The sequence below is a fragment of the Thermococcus sp. genome, from assembly GCF_027012695.1.
In the GTDB taxonomy this organism is placed as follows: Archaea; Methanobacteriota_B; Thermococci; order Thermococcales; family Thermococcaceae; genus Thermococcus.
In genome coordinates this window covers 45,668-62,887 of sequence record NZ_JALUYR010000050.1, presented here as the reverse complement: position 1 = coordinate 62,887, position 17,220 = coordinate 45,668, and the positions used below count along the sequence as shown (strand labels likewise).

The 17,220-nt window shown below is 55.9% G+C and carries 20 protein-coding genes; 13 read left to right on the top strand and 7 right to left on the bottom strand.

What is annotated here, in order from left to right; translation table 11 throughout:
• The first annotated feature begins 1 nt into the window (after position 1).
• Complete coding sequence (locus tag MV985_RS03930) at positions 2–358, top strand: Mth938-like domain-containing protein (RefSeq protein ID WP_297462941.1); 357 nt, start codon at positions 2–4, stop codon at positions 356–358.
• Here MV985_RS03930 and MV985_RS03925 read toward each other — a convergent pair.
• Positions 348–1,811 carry a hypothetical protein gene (locus tag MV985_RS03925; protein ID WP_297462929.1) on the bottom strand — a complete coding sequence of 488 codons (1,464 nt, stop codon included), beginning with the start codon at positions 1,809–1,811 and terminating at the stop codon, positions 348–350. The two genes, MV985_RS03930 and MV985_RS03925, sit on opposite strands and share 11 nt — an antisense overlap.
• An 8-nt stretch (positions 1,812–1,819) precedes the next feature.
• Positions 1,820–2,581 carry an ABC transporter ATP-binding protein gene (locus MV985_RS03920; RefSeq protein WP_297462921.1) on the bottom strand — a complete coding sequence of 254 codons (762 nt, stop codon included), beginning with the start codon at positions 2,579–2,581 and terminating at the stop codon, positions 1,820–1,822.
• A 167-nt stretch (positions 2,582–2,748) separates the two neighbouring features.
• On the opposite strand from MV985_RS03920, the gene MV985_RS03915 reads away from it, so the two are divergent.
• On the top strand, positions 2,749–5,298 hold the full coding sequence (locus MV985_RS03915) for a hypothetical protein (protein ID WP_297462906.1): 2,550 nt from the start codon (positions 2,749–2,751) through the stop codon (positions 5,296–5,298).
• Between the two features lie 3 nt (positions 5,299–5,301).
• Here the strand turns inward: MV985_RS03915 and MV985_RS03910 are convergent, their stop codons facing one another.
• Positions 5,302–5,979: a TIGR00289 family protein gene (locus MV985_RS03910; protein WP_297463232.1), complete on the bottom strand. Its 678-nt coding sequence runs from the start codon at positions 5,977–5,979 to the stop codon at positions 5,302–5,304.
• Between the two features lie 86 nt (positions 5,980–6,065).
• Here MV985_RS03910 and MV985_RS03905 point away from each other — a divergent pair, with 86 nt between their 5' ends.
• Genes MV985_RS03905 through MV985_RS03880 form a run of 6 tightly spaced genes read left to right on the top strand, consistent with a single transcriptional unit; the run spans position 6,066 to position 10,827 of the window.
• Positions 6,066–7,367 carry a bifunctional L-myo-inositol-1-phosphate cytidylyltransferase/CDP-L-myo-inositol myo-inositolphosphotransferase gene (locus tag MV985_RS03905; protein ID WP_297462892.1) on the top strand — a complete coding sequence of 434 codons (1,302 nt, stop codon included), beginning with the start codon at positions 6,066–6,068 and terminating at the stop codon, positions 7,365–7,367.
• Positions 7,368–7,409: 42 nt separating this feature from the next.
• On the top strand, positions 7,410–8,558 hold the full coding sequence (locus tag MV985_RS03900; protein WP_297462876.1) for an inositol-3-phosphate synthase: 1,149 nt from the start codon (positions 7,410–7,412) through the stop codon (positions 8,556–8,558).
• Between the two features lie 54 nt (positions 8,559–8,612).
• Positions 8,613–9,212, top strand: coding sequence for a DUF4443 domain-containing protein (locus tag MV985_RS03895; protein ID WP_297462861.1), 600 nt, complete (start codon positions 8,613–8,615; stop codon positions 9,210–9,212).
• A gap of 4 nt (positions 9,213–9,216) precedes the next feature.
• Positions 9,217–9,852 (top strand): orotidine-5'-phosphate decarboxylase, encoded by a 636-nt coding sequence (gene pyrF, locus MV985_RS03890; protein ID WP_297462847.1) that lies wholly within the window; start codon positions 9,217–9,219, stop codon positions 9,850–9,852.
• Positions 9,843–10,361, top strand: a complete 519-nt coding sequence (locus MV985_RS03885) for an RNA-binding protein (protein ID WP_297462838.1) — start codon at positions 9,843–9,845, stop codon at positions 10,359–10,361. Before pyrF ends, MV985_RS03885 begins: the two co-directional genes overlap by 10 nt.
• 1 nt (position 10,362) lies before the next feature.
• On the top strand, positions 10,363–10,827 hold the full coding sequence (locus MV985_RS03880; RefSeq protein ID WP_297462831.1) for an FAD synthase: 465 nt from the start codon (positions 10,363–10,365) through the stop codon (positions 10,825–10,827).
• 78 nt (positions 10,828–10,905) lie between these two features.
• Here the strand turns inward: MV985_RS03880 and MV985_RS03875 are convergent, their stop codons facing one another.
• Genes MV985_RS03875 through MV985_RS03860 form a run of 4 tightly spaced genes read right to left on the bottom strand, consistent with a single transcriptional unit; the run spans position 10,906 to position 13,525 of the window.
• Positions 10,906–11,238, bottom strand: coding sequence for a CopG family transcriptional regulator (locus MV985_RS03875; protein ID WP_297462824.1), 333 nt, complete (start codon positions 11,236–11,238; stop codon positions 10,906–10,908).
• Positions 11,225–11,995 (bottom strand): ParA family protein, encoded by a 771-nt coding sequence (locus tag MV985_RS03870; protein WP_297462814.1) that lies wholly within the window; start codon positions 11,993–11,995, stop codon positions 11,225–11,227. Before MV985_RS03870 ends, MV985_RS03875 begins: the two co-directional genes overlap by 14 nt.
• A 31-nt stretch (positions 11,996–12,026) precedes the next feature.
• Positions 12,027–13,274 carry a cell division protein FtsZ gene (ftsZ, locus tag MV985_RS03865; RefSeq protein ID WP_297462805.1) on the bottom strand — a complete coding sequence of 416 codons (1,248 nt, stop codon included), beginning with the start codon at positions 13,272–13,274 and terminating at the stop codon, positions 12,027–12,029.
• Positions 13,275–13,333: 59 nt separating this feature from the next.
• Positions 13,334–13,525, bottom strand: a complete 192-nt coding sequence (locus MV985_RS03860) for a ribbon-helix-helix domain-containing protein (RefSeq protein ID WP_297462798.1) — start codon at positions 13,523–13,525, stop codon at positions 13,334–13,336.
• Positions 13,526–13,733: 208 nt separating this feature from the next.
• Here MV985_RS03860 and cgi121 point away from each other — a divergent pair, with 208 nt between their 5' ends.
• The 5 genes from cgi121 (at position 13,734) to MV985_RS03835 (ending at position 17,208) form a co-directional block, all read left to right on the top strand.
• Positions 13,734–14,141, top strand: coding sequence for a KEOPS complex subunit Cgi121 (gene cgi121 / locus MV985_RS03855; RefSeq protein WP_297462793.1), 408 nt, complete (start codon positions 13,734–13,736; stop codon positions 14,139–14,141).
• Positions 14,142–14,226: 85 nt separating this feature from the next.
• Positions 14,227–15,405, top strand: coding sequence for an aminotransferase class I/II-fold pyridoxal phosphate-dependent enzyme (locus tag MV985_RS03850; RefSeq protein WP_297462785.1), 1,179 nt, complete (start codon positions 14,227–14,229; stop codon positions 15,403–15,405).
• Positions 15,406–15,414: 9 nt separating this feature from the next.
• Positions 15,415–15,678, top strand: coding sequence for a TMEM165/GDT1 family protein (locus MV985_RS03845; RefSeq protein WP_297462775.1), 264 nt, complete (start codon positions 15,415–15,417; stop codon positions 15,676–15,678).
• A gap of 11 nt (positions 15,679–15,689) precedes the next feature.
• The gene (locus tag MV985_RS03840; RefSeq protein ID WP_297462770.1) at positions 15,690–16,892 is read left to right on the top strand and encodes an MFS transporter; all 1,203 of its coding nucleotides are present in this window, start codon (positions 15,690–15,692) and stop codon (positions 16,890–16,892) included.
• Entirely contained in the window at positions 16,882–17,208 is a 327-nt protein-coding gene (locus MV985_RS03835) for a hypothetical protein (RefSeq protein WP_297462769.1), read from the top strand. The genes MV985_RS03840 and MV985_RS03835 overlap by 11 nt, the downstream gene beginning before the upstream one ends.
• The last annotated feature ends 12 nt before the right edge of the window (positions 17,209–17,220 follow it).

Below are 17,220 nucleotides of genomic sequence, written 5' to 3'. Positions count from 1 at the left end.
AATGAAGGCGGAATACCCCTCCTTTGGAAGGATAATCATCGACGGCAGAACCTACGATCATGATGTCGTTGTTTACCCGAGCGGAAGGGTCGAGAGAAGGAAGAAGTGGCTCAGCAAGGAGAAGCACGGCACGAGCCACAGGTTCGACCCAGATGAGCTGAAGGAGTACCTTAAGGAGGACTTCGACGTTCTCCTCGTCGGGACCGGTTTCTACGGCTACCTCTCGCTCCTCCCGGAGAGCAGGGGGCTGGTGGAGGGAAAAGAGGTCATCGAGATCCCGACTGGAAAAGCTGTTGAGAAGTTCAACGAGCTGGCAGGAAAAAGAAGGGTTCTTGCGGTGTTCCACGTCACCTGCTGATTGATCTCAGGATGGCTATGACAACGCCTCCCGCGAGGACCATGGCGTAGGGGTAACCGAGGAAGTACCAGAGGACCGCCACGATTCCCAGTACAAGCCCGTCCAGTATCATCAGGATGAAAACGTGACCAAAGCCCGTCTCCGGAACCGAGAGATCCCTCTCGCCGTGGTAGAAGAAGGCAAGTGTCAGAGAGGACGCCGTCAGGGGCAGGACAACGGCCGCGGGGAGCAGCTTTAGCAGGAAGGGGCTGAAAAAGGAGGCCGCGACAACGATGATGACGCCTGAAAGAACCGGAACCGCGCTCATGATGATTAGCTTCCCCTCGATGAACTGGCCGAGGGTCACAGGGAGTCCCCTGAGGACCTCGAACTCCCTACCGTCAATTTTGAGGGCGGCATCAACCCCAAGGGAGGACATCCATGCCACCGTGAGGAGCACGGATGCAACGCTCCACTCTCCCATCTGACCCGAGGTGAAGATCTTGACCGCACTGGGCATGACCACGAAGAGGGGAAAGACGAGGCCCACGAGGAGGGCGCTTTTTCTCAGGACTATCGTGAAGTCCTTGATGGCGAGGGCAACCACCGGATGGTGCGTTCTGGCCACGAAGGTTGAAACACCGGCCCCGGCTGCGTTGAATCCCTCCTCGATTCTTCGCCAGAGCTTCCTTAGGGTCACGGCGTAGACGGGAACGAGAACCGCCAGATAACCGAGAGCCAGGAGAAACGAGTTCAGGGGTTCGAGAATGGAGGCGACCGAGAAGGGGTACGCTATGGAGTACCTCTCGAAGAAGGGAAGTAGCTCCTCGTAGTGCTCGTTGACGTAACCCTGGATGTAGTTGAGAAAGTAGAACATCCCGACAAAGAGAAACACCCCCACCACCCTGACGAGGGACCTGAGCCCCGACAACCTTCCCCCCACTCCCGAAGAGCCGGAGAATGTGAAGAGAACCAGTCCCAGAACGTGCCCCAGAAAGGCTCCAACAAGGATCCAGAGCATTCCAACCGTGCCGGCTAAGGGGTTGCGGTGGACCATTCCCACCACCGCGGGGAGGAGTGCGATCACCGACGGGACACAGTCGAGGGCAAGTAGGAGACTGAGGTATTCCGCACCGGTTCTCACGGGGAGGGGCTTGAGGGGCTCAAAGATGCCCATCGACACGGAGTAGGAGGCGTTGACCGTTGTGGTGTAGAGGGCCATGATGAACGGCAGAAGGGAGTAGGTTGCCAGCAGAATCGCCGCCCGGTCGTCTCCCCCGACCGTAACGACCGCACCCGCCATCATGAGGCCGAAGAAGAGGAAAGCCACCGACTGGAAAGCTATTCCGCGTTTTATGTCGCCCGTCTTCCGCAGCTGTTCTTTGAACTTCTTTGGATCAGCGGCTATCTGAGGGTTGTTCTTGAGCCTGCGGTAGTGGAGCTCCCGGTAGAGGATTTTAACAATCTCAAACATGCTCTCACCTAAAGCGTCTCCCTGAGGGCCTGAACTATGGTCGCCACTTCCTCCTGGCTCTCGGTGAGCTTGAGGAAGACATCTTCGAGGCTCTCCTCCTGGGCTAACTCCTTGAGCTGCTTTACAGTACCTTCCGCTATTATCTCACCGTTGTAGATAACGCCAATCCGATCGCATATCGTCTCGGCCAGAGCCAGAACGTGGGTGGAGAAGACTATACTTTTTCCCTCCTCCCTAAAGTCCATTAGGAGTTCCCTCAAAATCCTCGCGCTCCTGGGGTCGAGGCCGTTCATCGACTCGTCGAGTATCAGAACCTCCGGATCGTGGAGCATCGCGCTTATCAGCGAAACCTTCTGCCTGGTTCCGAAGCTGAGCGACCCTATCATCTCCCCGAGGTACTTCTCTATTCCAAAGGCTTTCACGAGGGTTTCAACCCTCTCCTGGAGCTTTTCCTCGGGGATTCTCCGCACGCTGCCCACAAAGTTGAAGAACTCAGCCGGGGTGAGGCTCTCGTAGAGAACCGGTGTTTCCGGCACGTAGCCGGTTATCTCCTTAACCCTAAGGGGATCCCGCGAGACGTCCACACCGCCCACAAGAACCCTTCCCGAGGTGGGCGTGAGAATTCCTGAGAGGATCTTCATCGTGGTGCTCTTTCCGCTTCCGTTCGGCCCCAAGAGACCGTAGATCTCGCCGTCATTAACGCGAAAGCTTATTCCATTGACCGCCACGATGGAGCCAAACCTCTTTACGAGGTTCTCGACCTCGATCATCCTACCACCGGGGATAATAATTTTGGCGCCTGATAAACCTTTCCCCCCATGTGTAACGCGGGGCGGAAGAAACCCTTAAATAAAATGACAACAAATCGGAAATAGTCCAAACCGTTATGGAGCATCCAATTTTCTTTTCTGCTCTGGTTTGGTGCGGAGGTAAGAGGATGCAAAAAACCCAAAGGATAACTGTTTTTATCCTGCTGACCCTCTTAGTCGTCGTGAGCGGCTGTGTTGAAAATCCCAGCAGCACTGCTACCCGGACGACGGGAGAGGGCCAGGACATTGGCGAAACGGCCACTTACACCGAAAGGCAGACCCACGAAGAGACCACCACCCGGACCCATGACGAGACCCCAGCGGAAACGGTAACCGAGACGGATACGGCCAGCGGAGACGTTCACTACGACGAGGACGGAAACGCTATCTGCGGGAATGAGTTTGACCCTGACTCGGGTTGTGAGGCCAACGAGACCAACGATGGTAACGGCCCCGGCTTCTCGCTTCCCGACGATGTTGTGCTCAACATAACGCTCCAGCCCGTTCTCAAGCCAATGCCGATTCGCACTCCAAACCTAACTTACACTGGGCCTTTAAGCTCGATGGTGAGCGTTCCTGGGGAAAACGAAACCATAGAATGGATTTCGGTTCTAACGTCCTCGACCGACCCTGGAAAGAACCTCGTCATAACGCTTCACTTCAGGAACGAGAGCCTTTTGGGGGAGTACATCCACCCGGAGACCTTCATGAATCCCCTAACAGGAAAGAAGATAACGTATGAACCCACCGTCGTCAGGATTGAAGAAGGTGGTGAATTCGGAAAGCGGTGGGAGGTTCACCTCTACGGCGGGATAAAGGGCCGCTTCACGCTCTACCAGGTGACGGGGAGTGGACTAAATGAGCTCCAGAGCGGCGAGGTGAGTTTCCACGGCTCGTCGGCGAGCTTCACCATCGAAAACTTCTCGGAAATTTTCCCGGAGAAGGTTTTCCTCAGGGTTCACGCCGTTCCGATGAGCGAGACACTGCCTAAGTTCAACTACCCCTCAGAAAAGGCCTTCGTGCTGGTTGCCCCGAAGGGACTGATAGAGTACCAGGAGAGCGCGTTCTTCGGTATCGAGGGTGAGCCTGTGAGTCTCAGGGCGACGGCGAGCGGCCACGATTTGAGCTTCGACTTCTATCTTGAAAGGTCAGACGACTGGCTCCCCTTCACGCTTTATATAGACAGCACGGACGACGGGAGGATAAACTGGGTTCTGAAGGTGTCTGAAGAGGGCTTTAATCTCCTCGACTCCAACGGGAACCTCTTCCGCGAGGGGCCTGTGAAAACGGAAGATACCCAGGTTGGGAGAAAGGTTAGCCTTAGGATCGAGAACCTCTTCGGTTTAATCCCCTGGAGGAGTTTCCGCTTCTGGCTGGCGAACTGGATAGACCGCTTCCCGGCCAAGAGCAACCTCTGGTTGGATGCAGAAAACGGGATGTCCATCGAGAAGGACGTTGAGGGATACCTTGTTGTAGTGGTGGAGGACGTCTTCATAAAGGGCAACAAGGACCGGGCCGAGGGCGAGATACAGCTCTCCTCGTGGGCCTATGGAGTTAACTGGCCCCAGGGCAAGCTCTATCCGATAAACTACAGCTGGATTTACACCTTCGGCTATCCGGTTGCCCACTGGGTTGAGGCGAAGGACAACAGCAGGCTCCTCTACCACGATGACCTGGCGACGGGAAGCCTTGAAAGCGCTTTTATCAACGGCTACCCGATAATCGCGATGCCGATGGAGGAAGCCGAGAAGTACCGCGTCATCGTCCTCGAAACAGCAGGCTGGGACAGGGACGAGCCAGGTGAATACGTGACCAAGAGCGTGGGTTTCCTAACGGATGTCGCCGTCGGAATGGCCACCGGTGAGATAGGAACCATCGCGGACTACGCCTACAAAGGCGCCACCTGGATGAACTGGCTGGCAACGGGCCAGAGCGCCGACGACTTCTGGGGGAGTGTCTTTGAGTGGTTAGCTGGAGCGGAGCCGGACAAGGTTGGCAACGCCGTCTACATCCTCAGGCCCAACGAGGCCGACTTTACAAGGGGCTACCGCGTGGTTTCCGAATCCAGGGACGGCAACATGCGCGTCACCTACGTCATCTACGAGGTCGAGGTGCCGAGGATACTCTACAGGAACCACCTGAAGGCGGAACTCCTCGGGGTGAGCTTCACCAGGGACACCGAGCCTGGAGACGACGAGTACTATTATTACGCGAGGGCCTGCTCAGGCTTCGTGGGCAACGGGGAAACGAGGGGGATGAAAGGAGTTAAGGTTGACGTGGCGGTTCCCGATGGTTACGCATACTCCTATCCGGTGCGCTCCAGCGAGGGTCTGACGTTCCACCGCGGTTCCTGCGCCGATTCAAAGCTCCCGCACAGGCACGTCCTCGGAAACACGGTAAGATTGAGCTCGGACCTCGTGATGCTCGAACTGGACAACGCGAGGGTTCCCTTCCTCTACATGGAGTACGCCGGCTGGGAGAGCGATTCTGGGAAGTGGGGCAACGACGATGATCCAATGGGCGGCGTGGGGATAACGATACTCCTAGATGACGACTACCTTGACTGGGAGAAAACTTCAGCAGTTCCAACGAAGTACTGGTCGCTGAGCTATTCCGTCTGCGGCGTCTCAGGCGGCTGCTCCGAGGTCTGGTTTGGGCTGGATGTGAGGGAGGATTGACCCTCACTCCTTTTTCTCAAGGTGTGCCCTCTTGACCTCGAGCACGCCGGAATAACTGCACTCGTTCCACCTCTTTTCAACCTCGTCGAAGACTATCTTAGCTTTGAAGAAGGGCGCGTCCCTCACAAAGGTCTCGAACTCCCCGCCTTCTCCAGCGACGTGAATCCTGTACTTCTCGTGGAGCCTAACCAGTTCCTCTAGGGCCTTCTCATCTATCCTTCTTCCAAGCCAGCGCTCGTCGAGGCCGTAAGCAGCTGTACCAACCATCACGATGTCGAAGATGCCGATAAGCTCTCGCATATACTCGATAGGGTCGCGGTGCCAGGCCGGGGCGAAGCTCTTGATTCCGAGTTCCTCAGCGACCCTGTCAACCCTCTCCTTCTGATACTCGCTCGCCAGGGCACCCGCGACAACGCCGTCTATCTTCAGCCCCTCAAGGACGGCCTTCATGTCCTCTACTTCTTTCTCCTTTTCACCGCTAGTGAATCCCTTGACGAGTGGAATCCCCATAGCCTTCGCCTGCAGTTCCGTCAGGTGGATGTTGGGCACGTGGTACATATAGCTCTCGTCGCTCTCGCTCACCATGCTGACCAGGTACTTAACCTCGAACCCCTGCTTTAAAGCCCAGTAGAGGGCGTAGTTGGAATCCTTCCCGCCGGAATAGAGAACGGCAACGCGCATTTTCACCACCGAAAACTTTAAATCACTTTTAGTTAATTTAACTTTGATCCTCCCGGTGGATGCTCTTCCCGGGACTTAAAAAGGTGATGGCGATGCCAGAGACAGCAGTGATTCTAGCTGCCGGACTCGGAACAAGGATGGGTAACCGACCCAAGGGGCTGATCAGGGTCGCCGGAAGGGAGATTCTGTACCGGACGATTGTTCTCCTCAAGAGAAAGGGCGTTGAGCGCTTCATCATAGTCACCAACGAACACTACGAGGCACTTTACAGGGAGTTCATTGAGAGGCACGGCTTTACCGCGGAGCTGGTTATAAACCCCGAGCCGGAAAAGGGCAACGGGCACTCCCTCCACCTCGCGAGGGGAACCGTCTCCGGCAAGTTCGTCCTTGTGATGAGCGACCACGTCTACAGTGAAGCCTTCATCGAGAGGGCGGCAAAAGGAAACGGCCTCATAGCTGACAGAAGACCGAGATGGGTTGACGTCAGCGAGGCAACGAAGGTTAAGGTCAGGAACAACCGGGTCGAGAGAATAGGGAAGAACCTCAGGAAATGGGACGCGGTAGATACGGGCTTCTTCGTCCTTGACGATGGGATTTTCAACGTAACTGAAGAGCTTGAGCGCGAGAAGAAGGGCGATTACTCGCTCAGCGAGGTCGTTGAGAGGGCAAAACTTCCAGTTACGTTCGTTGACGGTCTCGGCTGGACGGACGTTGACACGCCTGAGGAGATAAAAAGGGCGAGGCGGATGCTCGTTAAGACCGCTGTGAAAGGAATCGGAGACGGATTCGTCAGCAGGCACCTGAACAGAAAGATTTCGACCGAGATAAGCGCCCTCCTCGTGGACAGGGTGACCCCCAATCAGATGACCGCCGTTGCCTTTGCCACAGGAATTCTCTCAGCTCTGCTAACCCTTTTCAGCCTCCCCCTGGCGGGAATCCTCTACCAGGTGAGTTCAATCCTCGACGGCGTTGATGGGGAAATAGCAAGGGCTCAGCTCAGAACCAGCAGGCTCGGCGGCTATATAGACTCGATCCTCGACCGCTACGTTGACGGGAGCTTCCTGGCACTCCTGGCTTACTCGACGCTGGAGGGACCCCTGTGGTATCTCATCGCTCTCCTAACACTTCTCGGCACGGTGATGGTCAGCTACTCGACGGAGAGGTTCAAGGCGGCGTTCTGCAGGGATCCCCACCGGGAGGTCCCGGAACTGAGAAACCTTCCCGGGAAGAGGGACGAACGGATCTTCCTCACGATGCTCTTCCTCCTGTATCCCGCTGAGTACATGGTGAAGTCCCTCTTCCTCATCCTGGCCCTCCTGACCCACATCAGGGCCGCCCTGACGGCTTACCTCGTTTCCGGGAAGGTTTCAGAGCCGAAAACTATTTAACTAATGTAAAATATTATCCAACAACAAAGGAGGTGGAGAAGAATGGTGAAGGTTGTGATACTCGGACAGGGCTATGTGGCAAGCATATTCGCGAGCGGACTTGAGAAGATAAAGGCGGGAAAGCTCGAGCCCTACGGCGTTCCGCTGGCGGACGAGCTCCCGATTAAGATTAGGGAGGTAGAGATAGTCGGTTCCTACGACGTTGACAAGGCAAAGGTCGGAAAGGACCTCTATGAGGTCGTTAAAACCTACGACCCAGAAGCTCCGGAGAGCCTCAAGGGAATAACTGTCAGAAAGGGCATCCACCTGAGGAGCCTCAGGAACCTTCCGATCGAGGCGACCGGCCTCGACGACGAGATGACCCTCAGCGAGGCCGTTGATCACCTTGTCAGCGAGTGGAAGGAGCTTAAGCCAGATGTCTTCATCAACGTCTGCACCACCGAAGCCTTCGTCCCCTTCGAGAGCAGGGAGGAGCTTGAGAAGGCCATCGAGGAGGACAGAAAGGACAGACTCACCGCGACGCAGGTCTACGTTTATGCAGCTGCCAAGTACGCGAAGGAGACCGGAGGGGCGGCCTTCGTCAACGCCATCCCAACTTTAATAGCCAACGACCCGGCCTTCGTCGAGCTCGCGAAGGAGAGCAACCTCGTTATCTTTGGAGATGACGGTGCCACAGGTGCCACCCCGCTCACCGCAGACATCCTGGCCCACCTCGCCCAGAGGAACCGCTACGTTCTTGACATAGCGCAGTTCAACATAGGTGGGAACAACGACTTCCTCGCTCTAACCGATGAGGAGAGGAACAGAAGCAAGGAGTTCACCAAGTCGAGCATAGTCAGGGATCTCCTTGGCTACGACGCGCCACACTACATAAAACCGACGGGCTTCCTCGAGCCTTTGGGAGATAAGAAGTTCATAGCGATGCACATCGAGTACGTTTCCTTTAACAACGCTAGAGACGAGCTCATCATAACCGGCAGGATAAACGACAGTCCAGCTTTAGCTGGCCTCCTCGTCGATCTCGTCAGGCTCGGAAAGATGGCAGTCGACAGGAAGGAGTTCGGAACAGTTTACGAGGTCAACGCCTTCTACATGAAGAACCCGGGACCGAAGGAAGCCAGGAACATACCACGCATAATAGCCTACGAGAAGATGCGCATGTGGGCCGGTCTCAAGCCCAGGTGGCTCTGATCCTTTCAACAAATCTTTTAATCCCTTCTTCCAATTTCCCCCGGGGGGAAAGGAATGAACTGGAAGAGGGGAGCCTATCCTGAGTTCACGCTTGAGGACGCGATCGCGGTTCTTTTCATGCTCAAAACCCCCACCGGGCGGAAGACCATTTCCGAGGTTCTCGAACTCGGCGAGGGAAGCGTCAGGACACTTCTGAAAAAGCTGTCGGCTCTGGGACTCATAGACTCGACCCAGCGTGGCCATTCCCTCGGAAAGAGGGGAGAAGAGCTGGTCAGTAGGCTCGAGGAGTGCTTCTCAGGGGTAAGCCCCGTTGGAGCGGTAAACGGCTATCCCGCCTACGCACTCACCGTCAGGAAATCGCCGGAGTTCAAGAGCATCGAGCTCCGCGACGAGGCGATAAGATTTCGCGCCCGGGGGGCCATGATCCTGCTCGTTAGGGGAGGAGAGCCGGTCTTCCCCGAGGACGGCCGGCCGCTGAAGGAGACCATGCCCGAGCTCGTTCAGAAACTCTCTACCCTCAAGGCTGAGGAAGGGGACCTCATCGTGATCACCTGGGCCGATAACCCGGCGGACGCAATGAAGAGTGCCTACCACGTGGCCCTGACCCTGAAGGGGGAGTGCGTTCCCGAGGAGATAAAGTCCCTGGCGAGGTGAAACAGTGAGCAGGCTTATTCTGGCCCTCGACGTTTACGACCGCGAGAGGGCACTGGGGATAGCGGAGTGCACCGCGGACTACCTCTGGGCCATTAAGGTCAACTGGCCGCTGATAATCGGCTCGGGCCTTAAAATAATCACCGAGCTTAAGCAGGTGACGGGACTGCCGGTCATAGCCGATTTGAAGCTCGCTGATATTCCGAACACGAATCGGCTGATAGCGAGGAAGGTTTTCGAAGCAGGGGCCGATTACATCATAGCCCACGGCTTCGTCGGGAGAGAGGGCGTTAAAGCGGTGATGGAACTCGGGGAGACGATAATCGTCGTCGAGATGAGCCACCCCGGAGCTAAGGAGTTCATCCAGCCGGTGACGGATAAGCTCATCGAGATGGCCAACGAGCTTGAGCCGTTTGGTGTTATCGCCCCCGCAACGAGGCCGGAGCGCGTAAGTTACATCCGCTCGAAGCTTAAGCCGGGGATTAAGGTGATAACCCCCGGCGTCGGTGCCCAGGGAGGAAAGGCCGGGGACGTTTTAAAGGCTGGAGCCGACTACATCATCGTGGGAAGGGCAATCTACCAGAGTGAGAACCCGAGGGAGAGCGCGGGGAGTATTTTCGAGGAGGTGAAAGCATGGAGCTGAAGGTCAAGCACCCGCTTAGCAAGAAAGAAGTTAAGGAGATAATCCGCGAGATGAGCGAAATTTTTGGGGAAGAGATAGCGAAGAAAATGCTGAACAAAAAGGACCGCGTTGAACTCGCGGAGTTCGACAGGACGACGGAGATAATCCTAGTCAACGGAAAGCCCTTCTTCATCAGGCGAAAGGAACTGGTCTTTCCGCTGGTCATAGCGCTCTACGAGCTGTCCAACGAGGAGGACTTGAGGAAGTGGCCGAGAAGGGTGGTGGTTGACGCGGGAGCGGTTCCCTTCATCCTCAAGGGGGCAGACGTTATGGCCGCTGGTATAACCGACGCCGACGAGAACATCAGGGAGGGCGACTTCGTCTTCGTGGTCGAGGAGAACTATGGGAGGCCCCTCGCCATTGGAACGGCCCTCATGGACGGCAAGACGATGAAGGAGAAGCCCAGGGGCAAGGCCGTCAAGAACATCCACCATGCGAAGGACAGGATATGGGAGCTGACGGTGGGCTGAGATGGGCAAAAAGCCGCTCGAAAAAGGGGAGAAGAAAATCCGGGTTCTCGTTGGCGGGGTCTTCGACATCCTCCACGTTGGCCACGTCCGCTTTCTGAGGCAGGCAAAGGAACTCGGAGACGAACTCGTGGTAATAGTGGCGAACGACGAGACGGTGAGGCGGCAGAAGCGCAGGGAACCCGTGAACAGTGCCGAAGACAGGGCGGAACTGCTGAAAGCCCTCAGAATGGTCGATGAAGTCTACATCGGCTCGCCCGGGACGATAGACTACGAGCTGGTGAAGAGAATCGACCCGGACATAATCGCGATAGGCCCCGACCAGACCTTCAACTGCGAGAGGATGAAGGAAGAGCTGAGGAGGCACGGCATAAACGCCGAGGTCATCCGCATCCCGTACCTCTACAAGAGCGACCGCGCGAAGACGAGCAGAATAATCCAGAGGATAGTGGAGACCTACTGTGACTGAGCTGATTTCAGCCCTTATTTGAACGAAGACCAGGGGCATCCTGATGATTTGAAGGCTTATTCAAGCGCCTGATTGAGGTTAAAGCCTGAACCTCTGAAGGTACTCCCTCAGAAAATCCGGATCTTCCCTTTTAACCGCGCTGAGTAGCTCGTCGAACTTCTTCTCCCCAAGGGCGAGCCGGAGATAGTAGTAGAGGTTCACCGCATCTTCAACTATGGTGCTCTGTCTCCGCCCCTCCTCGCCGTAGAGTTCTATGAGCTTCCTGTTCATGTCCCTGCTTACGTATAGTGTCTTCTGCATCTTCTCCTTCTTCAGGTTGGGCCTGGCGGCCCTCTCCTCCCGCCGTCTGGAGGGTTTTGTGAGCTCATTAACGGAACCATCAAAGAGTTTTGGTATCTCATCCTTCGACAATCTCAACCACCTCTCGTGCTAGCTTTGAAAAGGCCTTCGCGGCGCGGCTCTTACCATCGAACTCGAAGATGCTAACGCCCTGACTCTGGGCTTTCTCTAGGGCTATCGCCCTCGGGATCGTTGTCAGTATCGGAGCGTCCGGGTAGGTTCTCCTGAGTTCCCTGAGGCGCATCCTTGGGACCTTCGTCTGCCGGGTGAACTTGTTCGGGACCAGTCCGAGGAGCTTGAGGTTCTCGTTGGTCTCCTCGCGTATCATGCGCATCAGGTTGAACATGAGCTGCATTCCGATGACGCCAAAGTAGCTGAGTTCGAGGGGAATGAGAACGTAGTCGGAAGCGGTGAGCGAGTTTACCAGGAAGATGCCCATACTCGGAGGATTGTCTATGAGAACGTAATCGTAATCGGGCAAAACGGGAGTCAGAGCTTTTTCGAGCCTTCTCTCGCGGTTGTAGGCGTTGATTATCTCGATTTCCTTCGCTGAGAGGTTGAGGTGGCTGGGTACCAGGTGAATCCCCGGTCTAACCTCCACGAGGGTCTCGTGAACCTCGCTTTCCCTCGTCATCAGCGTTCCGACGTTGCTGTTGCCGTGCTGGAGTACGTCCATCCCGATTAACCCGAAGGTTAGGTTGAACTGCGGATCTATGTCAACGAGGAGAACCCTCTTCCCCATATCGGCGAGGGCGTAGGCGAGGTTCATGGTGAGGGTCGTCTTCCCGACACCGCCCTTCTGATTTGCAACGCTGATCACTACCGCCATGGGATCACCTGATTGAAGGGTTGGAAAAAGATCAGGTTATGTCCAGGAAGTCATCGAGGATTCTCCTGGCGTGGGGCGGAAGATCCCTTCCCGTCCTTTCGGGTCTCCCCGAGATTGTCTCGAAGATCCTGCCGAAGTCGTCCTCTTTGAAGGGCTTGGCAGGTTTCGTGGGGATTATGTTGTCCTTCACCGAAGAGGCCACCTGGAGGGCGTGCTCCCCGCCGAGGATGTGGGGGCTCTTGACCCCTGTCATTATGACCATGGCGCGAACCACTTTACCCATGTCCTCGTCAATCCTCGCTCCCCACTTGATCTCGCTCTTCTCACCGAGCTTCTCGTAGACGACGTTCATGGCATCGTTTATCTCGCCGAGACTCACGTCCGGGCCAACCGTGAAGTGCACCAGTGCCCTGTCGCCGCTGCCATATTCAACGTCGAGCATTTTGTTCTCGAGGGCGTTCTTGACGGCATCAACCGCCCTGTTGCTGGAGTCGCTCTCACCTATTCCGATCAAAGCGGCTCCACCGTTGTGCATGACGCTGTAAACATCTGCAAAGTCTATGTTTACCATTGACGGGAGCTTTATGGTCTCGGTTATGCCCTTGACCATCCTCGCTATAATCTCGTCGGCGAAGCGGAAGGCCGCGTTGATCGGTAACTTGGGAACGAGCTTGAGGAGCTTGTCGTTCTCGATTATGATGACGGTATCGGAGTAGTACATGAGGGCCTTTATGCCGGCTTTGGCCTTCTCTATCCTTATCCTGCCCTCGTTCCTGAAGGGGAAGGTAACGACGCTGACGACGAGAGGCTCCCTAAAGCGACCGTTGTGCCTGGCGCGTTCCTTTATCACCTTCGCCACAACCGGCGCGGCACCGGTCCCGGTTCCGTTGCCCATGCCGGCGGTGATGAACACCAGATCGGCGTCACCTATGGTCTCCGCTATTTCGTGGGCGCTTGCCTCCGCCGCGCGGTAACCTATCTCGGGGTTTCCGCCGGAACCCTTTCCCTGGGTTATCTCTTTCCCCAGGAGGAGTTTTTTGTGGGCCTTGGTTCTTGCGAGATGCTGGGCGTCGGTGTTCATGGCTATGAGCTCCGCACCCTGAACACCCAGCTCAAAGAGCCTCGTTATCGTGTTGTTTCCAGAACCGCCAACACCTACTATAACAATCCTTATCAGGTCCTCTAGGTTCTCGTCGGGGAACCCTTCGACCCCGGTCCTTCCCGCGTCGTCCTCGACATCCAGTTTTATCCCGGCCTGCTCCAGCAGTTTAAACACCATATGCCCCAACCCCCAATCAAGCTTAATCAAAGGGTTATTTTACACCTGGTTCCAGCGGCTTATTTCAGGATGTAATCGGGTGTTGAACGCTCTTCAGTTTCAAGCTCGTAAAGTTCCCTCTTCAGGAGCTCGCGTATCGCCGCCCTGATGATCTCGCTCCGGTTGGGGTAGACACCCCTCTTAACCAGTTGGTCCATTGCGTTTATGAGCCCCTGGGGGAGCTGAACACTGATGATACGCATTCTGGCCACCATGCACCACCCGGTTCAGCAAACCGCTGGAATAGGTAGGTCTTTAATTAGTTAAATACTTTGCGCCTGCTTGATAATATGCACAAAATATGTTTTTTAAAAGATTTTTTAAGTACGTGGCTATTTATGAAGATTTTTAAATCCCCCGGGAAGAAGAGCACAGAAAGGGTTTTAACGCCCGGGATTCCAGACGTTCGGGGGTGGCTGAATGAAAGCAATAACGCCCAACCTCCACGTTGCCAGGGTTCTGGTCAGGAACGCCGGTGAGATAATTCCCCACATAGGAAGGGACCTTCAGATAGTCAGGGGCGAATGCCTGGAGGAGGTGGCCTTTGCAGGTCTCCTTGCCCTGCGTTCCCTTGAAAGGGGAACCTCCCGTGCACGGACGCCAGGTGGGGAACTGCTGCTCAGACTTTCCGGAAAACTCCAGATAAGGGAAGCCATAGCGGAGCGGGGGATTAAAAACGGTGAGAACTACCTGGTGGTATTCGGCCCCGGTGAGAGGGCCAGGGAGATCATTGAGGAGCTGAAACTGGAGGAGCTCCCCCTCATCGAATGTGAGCGGGAAAAACTGAAAACTTTTTTCGAAAGGGCGGCCCTTGTCGAAGCTTTATAGAACGGTTCCCCCGTCCCAAAGTCCCCACCGGCGGATAGATTTATATAGCCCCCACCATTTCCCGAATTGCCGAGGTGATGATCCCGTGAAGTACAAAAAGCGCAAGTACTTTCTTGCCGGCAGAATAAACCTCATCCAGCGCTCCAAGATCAGGGAGCTTTTTGAGAAGGCCAAAAGCATGGAAAACGTTATATCCCTCGGAATAGGGGAACCGGATTTTGACACTCCTGTGGTAATAAAAGAGGCCGCCAAGAGGGCCATAGACGAGGGTTATACCCACTACACCCCCAACGCCGGCATTCCAGAGTTTCGAGAGGCAATAGCAGAGTACTATAAAACCCACTACAAAGCGGACGTCTCACCCGATGACATCCTGGTCACCGCGGGCGCCTACGAGGCAACCTACCTCGCCTTTCAGACCCTCCTGGAGAGGGGCGACGACGTCATAATTCCCGATCCCGCCTTCGTCTGTTACGTCGAAGACGCCAAAATAGCCGAGGCTGGTATACTAAGGGTGATTCTCAGAGAAGAGAACGAGTTCCAGCCCGACCCGGACGAACTGGTTGAGGCGATAACCAAAAAGACCCGGATGCTGGTTATAAACTACCCCAACAACCCAACAGGTGCGGTTCTCAAAAAGAAGACCGTAAAGGCAATAGCTGATATAGCGGAGGATTACAACCTCTACATCCTGAGCGACGAACCCTACGAGCACTTCCTCTACGAGGGGGCCAAGCACTACCCGATGATAAAGTACGCCCCACACAACACGGTTCTGGCCAACAGCTTCTCCAAGACCTTTGCCATGACCGGTTGGAGGTTGGGCTTCACCATCGCCCCGAGCCAGGTCATCAGGGACATGATAAAGCTCCACGCCTACGTCATCGGAAACGTTACTTCCTTCATCCAGATAGCCGGGATCACCGCCCTCAGGGACAAGCGCAGCTGGGAGGCGGTTGAGGAGATGCGCAGGACCTACGCCGAGAGGCGGAGGCTCGTCCTAAAGTACCTTAACCGGATGCCCCACATAACTCCCTTTAAACCGAAGGGCGCCTTCTACGTCTGGGCCCGCATTGATCCCGGGCTGGGAATGACCAGCGAGGACTTCGCAGAGTGGCTCCTGGACAACGCCGGTGTGGTTGTCATTCCTGGAACGGCCTTTGGGAAGGCAGGAGAGGGCTGGATTCGGATAAGCTACGCCACCAAGAAGGAACAGCTCAGGGAAGCTCTCGAGAGAATGCACGCGGCCCTATCAAAGATCTGAGGGAGAGGGATGAACGAGGTAATCGCCATCTTCGTTACCATATTTTTGGCTGAGCTCGGCGACAAGACCCAGCTCGCGACCATAGCATTTGCCGCGAAGTACGGCTGGAAGACGGCCTTCACCGGCGCGATACTCGGCCTCGCGGCGGTTAACCTGCTCGGGGCCCTGCTGGGGGATTGGCTCGGGGACGTGGTCCCCCTGGACCTGATCCACAAGGGTGCAGGAATTCTTTTCATAACCTTTGGAGTTCTGATGCTGTTGGGAAAGCTCTAGGAGGGATGTAGATGGACAGGAGATGGCTAACGGTTTTGATGAACACCCTCGTCATCGCGGCGGGTTTCGGAACGATGCACATGCTTGAAAAGTTCAAGGACGTTGTTATAGCACACTACGGCATAACCGAGGCGGCCATGGGGTACCAGCAAACTGCCTACGTTGTCGGTCTTTTCGTCGCGTTCCTTCTCGGCGGAACCGGCCTCTTCAAGGGCTCCTTCAAGCGGAGCGTCGCGCTTATAGTAAGCTTTGCCGCGATACCCCAGTTCCTGATCCCCTTCGTGCCAAACTGGTGGGGAGTGGTCGCGCTCCGCTTCTTCCAGGGTTTCATAGTTGCTCTCATTGCGGTCTTTAGCAACCAGATAGGAAGGCTCTTTTTAGCGGAGAGGCCCTTCGCGAAGGGGATAATCCTCTCGGGAATCTTCTGGGGAGGGATCTACGGCATCAACCTGGCCAGATGGAGCGCCAGCACTTACTCCGGATGGGAGGCCGTCAAGATAGCGTTCCTCCTCTCGGCTGTGGTTATGTACCTGGCCCTCGCGATCTGGTGGCTCTTCGTCGAGGACTTTGAGATACCCCGGGAAAGGAGATCCTCCGGGGTTAACGTCTGGAAGATGCCCTTCACGTGGGTCTTCGGGCTCACCTTCTTCCCTGCCCTGTGGATAATCTTCACCCTCGGATCGTTCACTCTCCACAACGTCAGGTTCAGCGACTCCCAGCTTGCAAATCTGGTCACGACCCTGGAGGTCTCCATGGGGATCTGGTCAATAGTGATGGGCTACCTCGGCTTCAGGCTCTCCCTCAAAAACACAACCAACCGGGGCCTCTTCAGGGCAATAGTCAGCGTCATGACCCTCTCCTACGCCCTGACATTCCTGGGCCTCCTAATCCTGTGGAGGGGCATATCGGCCAACGACTACATCATCGCCCTCCTCGGGCTGGCGGTAACGGGCATAGTCCAGGGAACGGGACCTGCGTTCTGGACGACAGCGCCGGCGGCGTATCCAAAGGACGTCTACCCCGAAGCGAGCTTTGCCCTCGGATTGATCTCGAACTCTGCCAACGCGATAGCCCCCAACGTGATGTTCGTTCTCGTGCACGGGGTCTCAACCGGGATCATTATCTACATCTCCATGGCACTCCTCGGAATAGCCCTCCTGGCTGTCTCGTCCCGGATGAGGCTCCCCGTGGAGGAGCTTGGCGATGCGGCCTAAAACGTCCATCGTCTTATTTTTCTCCCTTCTAGCGGCGTTTTTTTACGGCATCGGACTAACCGGCGACCTTTCGGACGCAGTGGGCTACGGACTGATAGGAACCGTTCATGCTATTACCTCCATCGGGATCCATAAGGGGCACGAGACGGTCATAGCGCTGTCCCCATACCTGGCACTCCTTGACATGCTCTTCGGCCTGCTCTGGGTTATGATCGGTCTGACCCTGCCCGCGGTAACGCTGACCCTCCTCTCGGCCCTGGCCCTCTTCATCCTTATGGACGAGGACGTGAGGACGGAACTCAGGGGAGGGCCCTGAGACCCCTCCGGC

Bases quoted from the DNA above. Each gene is read 5' to 3' on its own strand.
- MV985_RS03845 (WP_297462775.1), top strand. From the start codon at position 15,415: ATGAACGAGGTAATCGCCATCTTCGTTACCATATTTTTGGCTGAGCTC.
- MV985_RS03905 (WP_297462892.1), top strand. From the start codon at position 6,066: ATGGCGATGCCAGAGACAGCAGTGATTCTAGCTGCCGGACTCGGAACA.
- MV985_RS03880 (WP_297462831.1), top strand. From the start codon at position 10,363: ATGGGCAAAAAGCCGCTCGAAAAAGGGGAGAAGAAAATCCGGGTTCTC.
- MV985_RS03840 (WP_297462770.1), top strand. From the start codon at position 15,690: ATGGACAGGAGATGGCTAACGGTTTTGATGAACACCCTCGTCATCGCG.
- MV985_RS03925 (WP_297462929.1), bottom strand. From the start codon at position 1,811: ATGTTTGAGATTGTTAAAATCCTCTACCGGGAGCTCCACTACCGCAGG.
- MV985_RS03900 (WP_297462876.1), top strand. From the start codon at position 7,410: ATGGTGAAGGTTGTGATACTCGGACAGGGCTATGTGGCAAGCATATTC.
- MV985_RS03910 (WP_297463232.1), bottom strand. From the start codon at position 5,979: ATGCGCGTTGCCGTTCTCTATTCCGGCGGGAAGGATTCCAACTACGCC.
- cgi121 (WP_297462793.1), top strand. From the start codon at position 13,734: ATGAAAGCAATAACGCCCAACCTCCACGTTGCCAGGGTTCTGGTCAGG.
- MV985_RS03930 (WP_297462941.1), top strand. From the start codon at position 2: ATGAAGGCGGAATACCCCTCCTTTGGAAGGATAATCATCGACGGCAGA.
- MV985_RS03885 (WP_297462838.1), top strand. From the start codon at position 9,843: ATGGAGCTGAAGGTCAAGCACCCGCTTAGCAAGAAAGAAGTTAAGGAG.
- MV985_RS03835 (WP_297462769.1), top strand. From the start codon at position 16,882: ATGCGGCCTAAAACGTCCATCGTCTTATTTTTCTCCCTTCTAGCGGCG.
- MV985_RS03915 (WP_297462906.1), top strand. From the start codon at position 2,749: ATGCAAAAAACCCAAAGGATAACTGTTTTTATCCTGCTGACCCTCTTA.
- MV985_RS03895 (WP_297462861.1), top strand. From the start codon at position 8,613: ATGAACTGGAAGAGGGGAGCCTATCCTGAGTTCACGCTTGAGGACGCG.
- MV985_RS03920 (WP_297462921.1), bottom strand. From the start codon at position 2,581: ATGATCGAGGTCGAGAACCTCGTAAAGAGGTTTGGCTCCATCGTGGCG.
- MV985_RS03870 (WP_297462814.1), bottom strand. From the start codon at position 11,995: ATGGCGGTAGTGATCAGCGTTGCAAATCAGAAGGGCGGTGTCGGGAAG.
- ftsZ (WP_297462805.1), bottom strand. From the start codon at position 13,274: ATGGTGTTTAAACTGCTGGAGCAGGCCGGGATAAAACTGGATGTCGAG.